The 13,864-nt window shown below is 40.0% G+C and carries 12 protein-coding genes and 1 other RNA gene; all 13 read left to right on the top strand.

Going from position 1 to position 13,864, the window contains the following annotated elements; genetic code table 11:
* Nucleotides 1-606: 606 nt before the first annotated feature.
* Nucleotides 607-1,257 carry an HAD family hydrolase gene (locus J6O61_RS09550; protein WP_292212372.1) on the top strand — a complete coding sequence of 217 codons (651 nt, stop codon included), beginning with the start codon at nucleotides 607-609 and terminating at the stop codon, nucleotides 1,255-1,257.
* A gap of 33 nt (nucleotides 1,258-1,290) precedes the next feature.
* Nucleotides 1,291-2,979 (top strand): extracellular solute-binding protein, encoded by a 1,689-nt coding sequence (locus J6O61_RS09545; protein WP_292212371.1) that lies wholly within the window; start codon nucleotides 1,291-1,293, stop codon nucleotides 2,977-2,979.
* A 189-nt stretch (nucleotides 2,980-3,168) separates the two neighbouring features.
* Nucleotides 3,169-3,600 carry a hypothetical protein gene (locus tag J6O61_RS09540; RefSeq protein WP_292212370.1) on the top strand — a complete coding sequence of 144 codons (432 nt, stop codon included), beginning with the start codon at nucleotides 3,169-3,171 and terminating at the stop codon, nucleotides 3,598-3,600.
* A gap of 16 nt (nucleotides 3,601-3,616) precedes the next feature.
* Nucleotides 3,617-4,207: a DUF6465 family protein gene (locus J6O61_RS09535; protein ID WP_292212367.1), complete on the top strand. Its 591-nt coding sequence runs from the start codon at nucleotides 3,617-3,619 to the stop codon at nucleotides 4,205-4,207.
* A 12-nt stretch (nucleotides 4,208-4,219) separates the two neighbouring features.
* Nucleotides 4,220-4,531, top strand: a complete 312-nt coding sequence (locus tag J6O61_RS09530) for a hypothetical protein (protein ID WP_292212365.1) — start codon at nucleotides 4,220-4,222, stop codon at nucleotides 4,529-4,531.
* 104 nt (nucleotides 4,532-4,635) lie between these two features.
* Nucleotides 4,636-5,643, top strand: coding sequence for a deoxyguanosinetriphosphate triphosphohydrolase (locus tag J6O61_RS09525; protein ID WP_292212363.1), 1,008 nt, complete (start codon nucleotides 4,636-4,638; stop codon nucleotides 5,641-5,643).
* Between the two features lie 3 nt (nucleotides 5,644-5,646).
* Nucleotides 5,647-7,425, top strand: coding sequence for a DNA primase (gene dnaG / locus J6O61_RS09520; protein WP_292212360.1), 1,779 nt, complete (start codon nucleotides 5,647-5,649; stop codon nucleotides 7,423-7,425).
* Nucleotides 7,426-7,790: 365 nt separating this feature from the next.
* Nucleotides 7,791-8,963: an RNA polymerase sigma factor RpoD gene (gene rpoD, locus J6O61_RS09515; RefSeq protein WP_334299803.1), complete on the top strand. Its 1,173-nt coding sequence runs from the start codon at nucleotides 7,791-7,793 to the stop codon at nucleotides 8,961-8,963.
* 2 nt (nucleotides 8,964-8,965) lie between these two features.
* Nucleotides 8,966-9,745 carry a class I SAM-dependent methyltransferase gene (locus tag J6O61_RS09510; protein ID WP_292212353.1) on the top strand — a complete coding sequence of 260 codons (780 nt, stop codon included), beginning with the start codon at nucleotides 8,966-8,968 and terminating at the stop codon, nucleotides 9,743-9,745.
* Nucleotides 9,746-9,758: 13 nt separating this feature from the next.
* The gene (locus J6O61_RS09505; protein WP_292212350.1) at nucleotides 9,759-11,414 is read left to right on the top strand and encodes a nucleoside kinase; all 1,656 of its coding nucleotides are present in this window, start codon (nucleotides 9,759-9,761) and stop codon (nucleotides 11,412-11,414) included.
* Nucleotides 11,415-11,416: 2 nt separating this feature from the next.
* Entirely contained in the window at nucleotides 11,417-12,490 is a 1,074-nt protein-coding gene (locus J6O61_RS09500; protein ID WP_292212347.1) for an NAD-dependent epimerase/dehydratase family protein, read from the top strand.
* A gap of 303 nt (nucleotides 12,491-12,793) precedes the next feature.
* Complete coding sequence (locus J6O61_RS09495; RefSeq protein WP_292212345.1) at nucleotides 12,794-13,090, top strand: hypothetical protein; 297 nt, start codon at nucleotides 12,794-12,796, stop codon at nucleotides 13,088-13,090.
* A gap of 178 nt (nucleotides 13,091-13,268) precedes the next feature.
* Nucleotides 13,269-13,749, top strand: an RNA gene (rnpB, locus tag J6O61_RS09490) — RNase P RNA component class A.
* Nucleotides 13,750-13,864: the final 115 nt, after the last annotated feature.

Below are 13,864 nucleotides of genomic sequence, written 5' to 3'. Positions count from 1 at the left end.
TAACACAATTGTCCGAAAACACGGTATTGCCTTCAAAAAAATGTATAAAACAGATTTTAGGCTGTATTTTAAATGGGTATTACCACATGAAAGTGGGTCTAAAGTGAATTGGTATGTGTCCACTCTATAGGTAGTAGTTTATAGTGTCCGTCAAAGAATTCGTTGGGCAATAATTCATTTTTCTTGTTTTTTACCCAATGTTCCTACCAGCCATTGGGTAAAAAAACAATTTTCCGCATATTTACCCAAGCTTATTCAATATTCACGGGTAAATAACAGCTAATTGCGCTCCTTACCCTATGAATTAATTTATTCGCGGGTAAAGAAGTGTTATTTGTTTTTCTTACCCGAGGCTTCAGTTTATTCGCGGGTAAAGAAGTGTTATTTGTTTTTCTTACCCGAGGCGGCAGTTTATTTTTGGGTAAAAAGCAGCTATTTGCATTCCTTGCCCGAGGAATCCATTTGCTCGCGGGTATATAAGTAATTTTTTTTACTTTTGGTACAAGAGTCTCTTAAAAACTTGGAATTCCCTCCTTTTTTCTTTATTGCAAAACAAAATAATGATAGAATTATTAAGTTGAGATTTTTGAAAAAGGACTTAATAAGATGAAGTACAAAGCAGTTATTTTTGATATGGACGGCACGCTCCTTAATACAATTGAGGATATTACCGATTCTGTGAATTTTATTTTAAGAAAGTACCAAATGCCGGAGAGAACTCTTGATGAGATCAAGCATTTTGTGGGCAACAGTGCTGTTAAGCTCATTGAGAGAGCTATTGTCGGCGGAAAAGAGAACCCTTTGTTCGATAAGATTTTAAGCGATTATGAGGCATATTATGTTGAACACTGCAATATTAAAACAGGGCCTTATGAGCATATTGTTGAACTTTTAAGAGAACTTAAAAAACGTGGCTATAAAGTTGCGATTGTATCCAATAAGTCTATGGACGGCGTGCAGGAGCTTAAAAATGTATATTTCAACGGTCTTGCTGATGTGGCTGTTGGAGTTACAGAAGACTTAAACAGAAAACCTGCGCCGGATGAGTGTCTTGAAGCTATGAGGCTTTTGGCTGTGGATAAAAAAGACTGTGTATACGTAGGAGATTCTGATGTGGACCACATGACAGCACTTAACACGGGGATTCCTTGTATTTCATGTCTGTGGGGCTTTAGGACTAAAGAAGAGCTTATTGAAGCTGGTGCAGGTTCAAATGCTTTTGTCAGTGATCCTCTTGAGATACTTGATCTTGTCTGATAAAAGTTTCTGACTACTTGGGAAAGGCAGAATATGAGTAAAACAATTTGGATTGTTACGATCATTCTTTTGATTGGAGTAATATTTGCCGGAACTACCGTAAAAAAATCATCGGATAATACTGATGATATGGCAGACTCTGATAAGAACTACAAGGAATTTACTGCTTTTTTTGCAGTGCCGGGAACAGCAACGGTTAAGGACAACGATATAAAAAAAGAAATAGGTGATATTACGGGAGTCGTTGTGGAGGAAACGTGGCTGGATAACAGGACAGCATCCGATGCTATTGATGAACTTATTGCAAGTGGAGAGTATCCTGATTTCATAGATGCCGGAGAAGAGTCTGTCCGATTGTATGAAGCCGGTGCCTTGGTGCCGCTTGATGATTACATTGATAAATATCCCATGATAAAAGAGCTTTTTGATGAAAGAACGTGGGATCTGCTAAGACAAAGTGACGGACACATTTATTGGATTCCTCAATTTTCCAGTACTTATGGAGAAGAGAGAGTCTGCGTGCATGTTGATGAGGCTTTCTGGATTCAGACAAGAGTTTTGGAGTGGGCAGGATACCCCAAAGTGTGCACTTTGGATCAGTATTTTGATCTTATAGAAGAGTACTATGCTGCTAATGCTACAATGCCTGACGGCTCTGCCATAATTCCATATACCATTCTTTGCGATGACTGGAGATATTTTTGTCTTGAAAATGCACCACAGTTCCTTGATGGATATCCCAATGACGGAGTTGCAATAGTTGATCCTGATACCGGGAAGGTTATCGACTACAACACTACAGGTACTGCAGCCGAGTATTTCAAAAAGCTCAATGAAGAATATAAAAAAGGGATTGTAGACCCTGAATTTTACAAGCAGACCTATGACGAATATATAAGTAAATTGTCAAGCGGAAGAGTTTTGGGAATGGTGGATCAGTGGTGGGATTTTGCATATTATGCTGAGGATGCCATAAAGCTTGCCGGCCTTGATGAGGAAGGGTGTCAGTATGTGCCGTTGCCAATAACAATAAGGGAAGACATTACCAATCAGTGGCACAATTCCGGAACTGTTTTTCACGGCAGTTCAGGTCTTGCTATTACAAAAAGCTGCGAGGATGTTGACGGAGCGCTTAAGTTTGTCAGTGATCTTTTGGAACAGGATGTTCATAACCTTAGATTTTGGGGAATAGAAGGTGTTGATTATATCATTGGTGATGGCGGATTGTTCAAAAAGACCAAAGGAATGAGAAATCAGGCATATGATTCCGAATACAAGGCATCTCATTTTTGTCAATATTCTTATTTTCCACAATGGCTTGGAACAAGCAGAGATGGTGTAAATGCCATGAAACCCGATGGACAGGAAGTTGAGTTTTATGATGGTCTTTCAAATAAGGTCAAGAAATGCTTAAAAGCCTATGGGGCGCAGACCTATGTTGAAATGCTTGGCTCACATCCATCCCCCGGCCCTTGGTACCCGATATATACATATGCTCAGAATCTTTCCGAAACAACGGTTGAGGGTGAAACCTACAGCAGGATGACGGAATGTAAACAGAATTATCTGCCCAAGGTTGTAATAGCCAATAATTTTGACAAGACCTGGGAAGAATATATGGAAGCTTATAAGTCATGTCATCCGGAACACTTCTTCCAAGCCGTTCAAAGAGAGGTTGACAGACGCATAGAAGAAGCGGAAAGCTATGAACAGGACGAATAAAGTTGTATGACTTCTTGAACTAAATTTCAGAAATCCGCATATGCTGCGGATTTCGTGAGAATATGAGTGAAGAGTCAACCAAGCCTCATCAACGAAGTTGATTTAAATTGGCTTGGTTGATACATTCTTGAATTGTTGATTCAAGAATGTATAATATATATCACAAATGAATAAAAAGGGGGGATGAATATGGAAGGTGTGGACAACAAAGAGCAGAACACGACCGAGAATGTGACAAGTGATCAGGTTTTGATCGAAATAAGAGATCTTACAAAGAAAAAGCTTTTCTTTCAAAGAATTTCCACATTTTGTGTTGCTGTGATGGCTGTGTGCGTGCTCGTATCGGTTTTGATAGTCATACCAAAGGTTAGGATTACGCTTAATCATATAAATGATACGGCAATTCAGGCGCAGGCTTCTTTAAACGAAGCAAACACTATGATAAGCAGTATCACCAAGGCCAGTGAGAATTTGAACAGTCTTGTTGATGAAAATGGAGAGGGACTTACAAATGCGGTTAAGGCTCTGTCTGAAATTGATTTTGAGGGATTAAATGAAGCTATAAAGGATCTTCAGGATGCAGTGGGACCTTTGGCATCATTTATGAGTAGATTCAAGTAATAGGAGGGAAAAAACTATGGGAAAAAAGTCACCGGTTGAGGAAATAAAGGATATTGTAAAAGAAGTTTCCAAGAATGCAGAGCCTGTTATTGATGAAGCTAAAAAGAAAGCTGAACCAATATACAACGATATAAAGGGTAAGGCTGAGCCAATCTATAATGATATAAAAGGTAAGGCGGAGCCGATATACAATGATATAAAAGGCAAAGCAGAACCAATCTATAACGATATAAAAGGCAAAGCTGAGCCAATCTATAATGACATAAAGGGTAAAGCAGAACCAATATACAATGATTTAAAAGAAAAAGCGGCTCCTGCTGCAAAGGCAGTTAAACTGCAGTCTGAAAAAGCACGTAAGGCAGCCAAAACTGTTGGGGATGACATTACCTCAAAGGCCGCTAAGTTTAATTGTAAGGAAGAGGTTTTTGTACAGTACAATCATCACGAAATCAGAACAACAGATATTATTGAGAGAGCTAAACAGGACTTTGTTTCTAAAGGAAACAAGCCGTCAAGCATCAGAGAAATACAGGTTTATATTAAGCCTTCCGACAATGCGGCATATTATGTTGTGAATCATTCAGAAACAGGCAAGATTGGATTTTGATGGGATTACGATATGGCAATTGAATTAAACAGTTTTTTTCCGCTGTCTCACTATGAATACGGCGAAGCATACTTTGGAAGTTATAAGGGAATGAGATACAGGCTTGCCCGTGAACCTCTTGAAAATGTCAAGTTTACTCCTTTAGATAAAAGAGGTCCAGCGACTTTGATGGCTACAGTATGGCCGGAGCCTAATTCTTATGCACATACGGAAGATGCTCTTAAGACAACAGAAAACTTTGAGGTATCTCAGGAAGGCCTTGAAAAGGCTGTTGAATGGATAAATGAACAGTACACTTCCAGAGAAAATGAATGGATGGGATAAAAATTTAAAAATAAAAAAAGGATTTTTGAAGCTCACGTAGAATAATATCTTTGTGGGCTTCTTTTTTTAGTAAATGGCAGACGGCCCACAGAAAGAAGCGAAAATTGAAAATTCGTAAACAACTGGAAGAACGCGAGACTAAAATCTTAAGTAAGCATGCCACTCTAAGCATGAATTCCAAGGGAAGAGAAAAAGAAGAAAAGCCATGCGACATCAGGCCTTGTTTTCAGAGGGACAGAGACAGAATCTTGTATTCTAAGTCTTTTAGACGCCTTAAGGACAAGACTCAGGTTTTTTTGTCACCAAACGGTGATCATTACAGAACCCGTATGACGCATACACTTGAAGTTTCTCAAAACGCCAGAACTATAGCGAAAGCTCTTCTTTTAAATGAGGATCTGGCAGAAGCCATTGCCCTTGGTCATGATCTTGGACACACTCCTTTCGGACATGCAGGGGAAAGAGCGCTCAATGAAGTGTGCCCCGGAGGATTCCGGCACAATGAACAGAGTCTTAGGATAGTTGAAAAGCTTGAAAACTATGGTCAGGGCATGAATCTTACCTGGGAAGTGAGAGATGGTATAGTAAATCATGAGATGGATCTAAAACCTGCGACTCTTGAAGGAAGGGTTGTGCGACTTTCTGATAAGATTGCCTATATGCATCACGACATGGATGATGCCATAAGGGGCGGTATCATTACCGAGGATCAGGTGCCGGAAGATCTTTGCAAAGTTATCGGACACACTAATGGAGAATGGCTTGATACCTTCATTCATGACATTGTTGCAAACAGCTTGGATAAGGATGACATCCTTATGTCTGAAGAGGTATACGAAGCTTTTCACAAACTCAGAAAGTTTATGTTTGAGAGAGTTTATACAAACCCTGTTGCAAAAGGACAGGAGGGGAAGGTTGAGGAGATGATCAAGATATTGTATTCGTATTATCTTGATCACATAGATCGTCTTCCTGATTACTTAAAGAATATGATGGATGCCGGTGAGACAAAAGAAAGAGTCGTATGTGACTATGTAAGCTCTATGACCGACAGGTACGCCATTTCAGTATTTGAAGAAGTTTATATACCACACACTTGGGGAGTTTTATAAAGAATGTACTATTCTGATGAAGTCATCGAAGAAGTGCGAAGGGGAAATGACATTGTGGATGTTGTGGGACAGTATGTTCACCTTCAGAAAAAGGGAGCCAATTATTTTGGTCTGTGTCCTTTTCACAATGAAAAATCCGGTTCATTTTCCGTTTCAGCTCATAAGCAAATGTTTTACTGCTTTGGATGCGGAGCCGGAGGCAATGTAATCACTTTTTTGATGAAATATGACAATCTAACATTTCAGGAAGCGGTAAAAGAGCTTGCACAGCGTGCGGGGATAAAGCTTCCGGAGCAGGACGATTCGCCTGCAGCCAAGGCTATCAGGGATAAAAAACAGATCCTTTATGACATAAATAAAGAAGCTGCCAAGTACTACTATTATCAGCTTAGAGGCAAAACCGGACAAAAAGGCATGGAGTATTTTAAGTCCAGAAAACTGACTGATGAGACCATGCAGCACTTTGGACTTGGTTATGCCAATATTACCAGCGATGACCTCACAAAGCACCTTAAAAAGCTGGGGTATACCGATGGACAGATAATAGAGGCAGGACTTGCATCCCATGATGAAAAAATGGGAACCCATGATAAATTCTGGAACAGGGTAATGTTTCCGATACAGGATGCATCCCAAAAAGTTATTGGTTTTGGCGGAAGAGTGATGGGAGACGGAAAACCCAAATATCTCAATTCTCCGGAAACACCTATTTTTGATAAAAGCAGAAATCTTTTTGGACTTAATTATGCCAAGAATTCCAGAGCGGGATACATGATAATCTGTGAGGGATACATGGATGTTATAGCCATGCATCAGGCAGGATTTACAATGGCAGTTGCCTCTCTTGGAACTGCATTTACAACAGGACAGGCGATGATCCTTAAGAGGTATACGGATGAAGTTATCTTGTCCTATGACAGTGATGGAGCCGGTACAAAGGCTGCACTTCGTGGAATAGGGATTCTCAAGGAAGCCGGTCTTAAGGGAAAGGTTTTGGATTTAAGGCCACACAAGGATCCGGATGAGTTTATTAAAAGCGAAGGAAAGGAAGCCTTTGAGGAGAGGATAAAAAATGCGGAGAACACATTCTTTTTTGAAGTAAGGGTTCTTCAGTCGGAGCATGATATGTCAGATCCTCAGTCCAAGACAGAGTTCCATAGAAAACTTGCGATGAAGCTCTGTGAATTTGAAGAGGCATTGGAAAGAGAAAACTATATAGAGGCTGTGGCTGCGAGGTTCAACATAGCAGTTGACGATTTGCGAAAGCTTGTAACAAGTGTTGCTTCGCAGGGAGGTCTTGTAAGGAAAGTTGAAAGACCTAAATCGGGTATACAGCAAAAAAGATCTCCGGAGGATGGAGCCAAAAAGAATCAAAGGCTTCTTTTGACATGGCTATCCGATGAGCCTCAGATTTTTTCAAAGGTTACAAAGTGGATAACTCCGGAAGATTTTTCGGATGATCTGTACAGAAAAGTGGCTACAGAATTGTTTATGGGAATGGAAAGCGGCAATTTCTCGCCGGCAGCGATTCTGGACGGATTTACGGATGAGGAAGAACATCGGCAGGTGGCTGAAATGTTCAATACCAATTTGATCGAGATAGAAACGAAGGATCAGAGAAAGAAAGCTTTCCACGACATAATATATGGTGTTAAGGCAGCAGGCTATGACAGGATGAAAAAAGAACTAAAGCCTGATGATCCTTTATTTTTAACCAAGACTATACAGGGCAAAAAAGATTTAGAAAAATTGTCACATGTTGATATATCACCGGATGACTGAAAATAATAGAAAAGGAAATATAAAAAATGGCCAAGAAAGAAACAGAGACAAAAGAAACAAAGAAACTAGCTGCTAAGGCTACAACAAAGGTAACTGCCAAGGTTGAAGCAAAGGCTAAAAAGGAAGAGACCAAGGAAGAAAAGAAAGCAGCCAAGTCAGCAAATGAGGAAAAGGAAACTGTGATTTTGGTGAAAAAGACAGCTAAGAAGAATTCGGAGGAGAGTGCTTCAAAAGCTCCAAAGGCTTCCAAGGAACCAAAGGTTAAGAAAGCGTCAAAGAGTGAAAAGGCTAAAGCTGAGAACAAAGCTGATGATGGTGAAAACCAGGAATTTGATGAAGCTACAAAGGAGCTCTTTACTCAGAAAATCAAAGATATTCTAGCTCTTGCCAAAAAGAAGAAAAATGTTCTTGAGTATTCTGAAATCAGCGATTTCTTTACGGATTTAAATCTCAATGAGGAACAGCTTGACAATGTCCTTGAGGTTCTTGAAAGCTCAGGAATAGACGTTCTTAGAGTATCGGAAGTTGATGATGATCTTCCGGATGAGGATGATATGATGCTTTCAGATGAGGACGAGGTTGATATGGAAAATATCGACCTGTCAGTTCCCGATGGAATCAGTATTGAAGATCCTGTAAGAATGTACCTTAAAGAAATCGGTAAGGTTCCGCTTCTTAATGCTGACCAGGAAATTGAACTTGCAAAGGCAATGGAAGCAGGTATTGACGCTCAAAAAGAGCTTTCTGATGACAAGGATAAGAATGAGCTTTCAGATGCCAGAAAGAAAGAGCTTGATCAGATTATTTACGAAGGAGAGGAAGCAAAAAAACGTCTTGCTGAGGCTAACCTTCGTCTGGTTGTCAGCATAGCAAAGAGATATGTAGGAAGAGGAATGTTATTCCTTGATCTTATTCAGGAAGGTAACCTTGGTCTTATAAAGGCCGTTGAAAAGTTTGATTTCCGTAAAGGATTCAAATTCTCAACATATGCTACATGGTGGATCAGACAGGCTATCACAAGAGCTATTGCAGATCAGGCCAGAACAATTCGTATCCCTGTTCATATGGTTGAGACTATCAATAAGCTTATTCGTGTAAGTCGTCAGCTTCTTCAGGAACTTGGACGTGAGCCGCTTCCGGAAGAGGTTGCAAAAGAGATGAATATGCCTGTAGAGCGTGTTCGCGAGATACTTAAGATTTCACAGGAGCCGGTATCACTTGAAACTCCTATTGGTGAAGAAGAAGACAGTCATCTTGGTGACTTTATACAGGACGATAATGTTCCTGTACCTGCGGATGCTGCAGCATTTACTCTTTTAAAGGAACAGCTTGTTGAAGTTCTCGGAACACTTACAGAGCGTGAACAGAAAGTATTAAGACTAAGATTTGGTTTAGATGATGGAAGAGCCAGAACTCTTGAAGAAGTAGGTAAGGAGTTTAACGTAACCCGTGAGCGTATCCGTCAGATTGAGGCAAAGGCACTTAGAAAGCTTCGTCATCCGAGCCGCAGTCGCAAACTCAAGGATTATCTTGACTAAATATGAGTAAAGAAGACATACAATTAAAAATGTCCGAGAGGCTCATCACTGTTGCTGATATGCTAAAAGGTGATGAGATTCTTACGGTTGCGGATGTGGGATGTGACCATGGTTATGTATCCATATATCTGGTACAGAAAAAAATTGCAAAGTCCTGCATAGCTATGGATGTCAGGAGAGGACCGTTGTCTGCTGCCGCATCAAATATTTCGGATTATGGCCTTGATATGAAGATTACGACCAGACTGTCTGATGGATTAAAAGAGCTCAAAAAAGGCGAAGCTTTGGCTGTAGTTATCGCAGGAATGGGCGGAAAGCTAATGGAGAAGATCATAGAGGAAGGTAATCTTTATGATCTCGGTATAAAGGTAGCTGTTTTTCAGCCTCAGTCCGATATTGCCGAATTCAGACAGTTTATCAGGGATAAGGGCTATGTGATAACGGATGAGAGAGTTGTTTTTGAGGACGGCAAATATTATTTTCCAATGAAAGTGTCTGTATCTGATGCAACAGACAGCACCAAAAGTGCATATGATAAAGCTTTAGAAACGTTATTTGCTGATAGTGGTGAAATTGATATTCAGACAAAGAAGAGAATATGTAACCGCTATGGGGAGTGTAATTTATTAAGAAAAGAGCCTTTGCTTTTGGCATATCTTGAACATGGAAGAAAGGTTCTTGAGAGCATTTTGGAAAACCTTGACGAAAGTCATAATGAGCGAAAGAAAGACATTGTTGAAGAACTTTCCGATATTTCTTTTGCTCAAAAAATCTTAAGATGATGAGGTAGATGCTATGCCACAAATTACAATAAACGGAGTATCTAAAGAGTACGATAAGGGAACCACATTTGAACAGATTGCAAAAGAATATCAGTCTGAATATAAGTACAGGATTGCAGCTGTTATTTACAATGGCAAGATAAGGGAACTTTTTAAAACAGTAAAGAAAGACGGAACACTGTCTTTTGTGACTTTTGCTGATGACATTGGCCATAAAACCATGCGCAGAACAGCCGTAATGATGCTGATTAAGTCTGTGAGAGATGCTTTGGGCAAAGATTCCGATGTTGCCACAAAAGTTGAATTTACCATAGGCAATGGTTATTACTGTACTATAAGAGGAAATGTTACGATAACTGATGAGCTGGTTAAGAGAATTTCCGACAGATTTCAGGAACTTATCGATAGTGCTATCCCAATTATCAAGAAGGTATATCCTCTTGATGAAGCGGTGGAAATTTTTAAAAAGCAGGGAATGACCGATAAGGTTTCACTTTTAAAATATCGAAGAAGTTCTGAAATTAATATTTATCGTATAGAAGATTTCTATGATTATTTTTATGGATATATGCTACCCAATACCTCATATATCGAACATTTTAAGCTGGATAGATTTCATGACGGACTTCTTTTGACACTTCCTATGAAGGTCGACCCAAATCTCTTAAAGGTTTCGGAACCAAGAGAAAAACTCTTTGAAACCATGAAGCTTGCCAGCGACTGGGGCAGTATGATGGGAATTGATAACGTAGGTGATCTGAATGAACAGATATGTGCAGGCAGGATAAATGAGATGATTCTGGTTCAGGAAGCACTTCAGGAACGCAGAATCGGTGAGATTGCCAAAAAGATTCATGACCGTAAGGACATAAAGTTTGTAATGATCGCCGGACCAAGTTCCTCCGGAAAGACCAGTTTTGCCAACAGATTGTCCATTCAGCTTCGTACTTATGGAATGGTTCCCCATCCAATCAGCTTGGATAACTATTTTGTTAACAGAGAGCTGACTCCCAAACATCTTGATGGAAGTTATGATTTTGAATGTCTCGGAGCAATGGACGTTAAGCAATTTAATGATGATATGATAAGACTGCTTAACGGCGAGAGAGTGGAAATGCCGGAATTTAATTTTGTGACCGGTAAAAGAGAGATGAACGGCAATTTCCTTCAGCTTGGCGAAAATGACGTCCTTGTTATTGAGGGAATCCATGGACTTAATGAAGAAATGAGTTATGCTCTTCCTGCAAGCAGTAAATTTAAGATTTATATAAGTGCTCTTACTACACTTAGCATTGATTCTCATAACAGGATTCCTACAACTGACGGCAGACTCCTTCGCAGAATTGTAAGAGATGCCAGAACAAGAGGGGCGAGTGCCAAGGCTACAATAAATATGTGGCCCTCTGTAAGAGCAGGAGAAGAAGCCAATATTTTCCCGTTCCAGGAGGAAGCAGATGAGATGTTTAATTCAGCCCAGTTATATGAACTTGCTGTCATAAAGCAGTACGCTGAACCGCTTCTTTTCTCGATTGGAAAAAATGAACCTGAATATTATGAGGCAAAGAGGCTGCTTAAATTTCTGGATTATTTTGTAAGTGTTGATAATTCATTCCTTCCCAAGAATTCAATTTGCAGAGAATTTGTAGGCGGAAGCTGTTTTAAGGTATGAAAATGAGATATTGTAAAGAGTATTTTGATGATGTCAGGCTGGTAATTGATGCCATGCCTGACATTACCTCGTTATTTAATAAAAGAATATGCATTACAGGAGCTACAGGGATGTTGTGCTCTGCGGTGGTGGATATTATAGCTCTTTTAAACAAAGAGAGAAATGCAGGCATTAAATTGATTCTGGCAGGCAGAAATAAAGAGAGAGTTATTGACAGATTTGCCGGAGTTTTGTCGGCGGAAGAATTTGATTTTGCGGGATTTGATGCCGTAAAGGCTAATAGCTTTCTTCCGGAAGCTGATTTTTACATACATGGGGCAAGTAATGCCGATCCTGCCAAAATGTCATCTGAACCTGTGGAAACAATGCTCAGTAATCTTATCGGATTAAAGACTGTACTCGATTCAGCCAAAGAGGCGGATGGAAGCAGAGTGCTGTTTGTTTCAACAGGGGAAATATATGGAAATAAAAAGCCGGAGAGTGAAGGCTGCAGAGATAAGCTTGATAATTTGTACAAGGAAGATGATTATGGCTATGTGGATATATTGAATCCACGTTCCTGTTATCCTATGAGCAAAAGAGCGGCAGAGACTATGTGCGTTTCATATAATCGGGAATTTGGAGTCGATGTGGTCATTGCAAGATCATGCCATTCATATGGACCGGGAATCACTGAAAGTGACAGCAGAGCTTCAGCTGTTTTTACCAAAAATGCGGCAGCAGGTAAGGATATAGTCATGAAGAGCGCTGGGGAACAGGTCAGGTCCTATTGCTATACTCTGGATAGCGCATCAGCTCTTTTGACAATTCTGCTTCATGGGGAAACTGCACAGGCTTACAATATTTCCAATAAGGATTCAATAGTTACAATCAGATATCTGGCTGAGACCATTGCAAAGGCAGCCGGGGTTAAGGTTGTATTTGAAAATCCGGATGATTGTGAAAAGAAAAGCTATAACATGATGAACTGCTCGGCGCTTGATTCCGGAAAACTTGAGGAACTTGGGTGGAAACCAAAGTTTGGTGTGCAGGATGGAGTAGAGGCAACAATAAAATATTATGACATCTTGAACTAAATTTCAGAAATCCGCATATACTGCGGATTTCGTGAGAATATGAATGAAGAGTCAACCAAGCCTCATCGACGAAGTCGATTTAAAATGGCTTGGTTGATGCATTCTTGAATTGTTGATTCAAGAATACATATTTTACGAAATCAAGAGCTTGATTGAAACAAAATTACACACACAGATTATACACATTTTTTTCACTTTTTCTTCGCTTAAAATCCATTTACTTTTACGAGGCGTAGAGTAAAATAAATTTCGCTGTGTTAGTACAGAAGAATTATAGTTTGGATTTTGAGGGAGAACGTAACAATGACGACCTACGACAGAGCTAAAACAATCAATTCGTTGGCGGTTGCCATGGGTATGCAACCTGTGAGCAAAAAGGATTTGGCAAAATATGATACTGCAAGAGGAACAATTTATTGCAATGACAGGCCAATTGATACCGGTAATATAGAAGGTGCAATTTTATATTTTAAAACTTTGAAGACTAAAGCGCTAAAATCTTTAGCTCCTGAAGCCCAGACAGTTGCAGGTTATTATACGTCAGCTATTGATGCACTTGAATTTCTTAAGCAAAAAACTGCTGAAGAAGTTGTTAAATAAGCAGTTTTAGTAATACATCCACTTAAAAAGAGCCTTAGGGCTCTTTTTTGATGAATAGGAAGTACAATGGATTTTCTGTTCCGGTTTAGAGTTTTTTTAAGTTTTTTATCGTGGGTTACGATGCTTTGCAAAAAAAGATATATTTCATATTTTTTAAACTGTGTTATAATAATGTTCCTAAGTAGGACAAATGATCGCTGCCATGCAGACGAAAGGGCATGGGAGAGGAAAGTCCGGGCTTCGCAGGGCAGGATGCCAGATAACGTCTGGTGGAGGTGACTCCCAGGATAGTGCAACAGAGATATACCGCGTTAGCAATGAGGCGGGTGGCTATGGCAAGATGGAGCAGATTCATGCTTGCATGATATCTGCAACATATTGACATAGTTATGCGGCGAATGCCGCGTAACGAGGAAAGCTTGCTTTCCGAGTGACCGCCTCACTATATTGCTGGCGTAAGGGTGGAAAGGCAGTGTAAGAGACTACCGTGCTGGTGGTAACATCAGTAGCCATGTAAACCCCATCCGAAGCAAGACCGAAAAGAAAGCTATGAGTCTGCCCGACTCGCTTTCAGGTGGGTCGCTTGAGGCTGTCGGTGACGGCAGTCCTAGATAGATGATCATTCACGACATAACCCGGCTTACAGTCCTACTTAGAAAAAAACATGCATTCTTGAATCAACAATTCAAGAATGCATCAACCAAGCCATTTTAAATCGACTTCGTCGATGAGGCTTGGTTGACTCTTCACTCATATTCTCACGAAATCCGCAGT

The sequence above is a fragment of the Butyrivibrio sp. genome (genome assembly GCF_017635265.1).
Taxonomy (GTDB): Bacteria; Bacillota; Clostridia; order Lachnospirales; family Lachnospiraceae; genus Butyrivibrio.
Note: the sequence above shows the minus strand (reverse complement) of the source record. Positions and strands in the feature narration are given on the sequence as shown.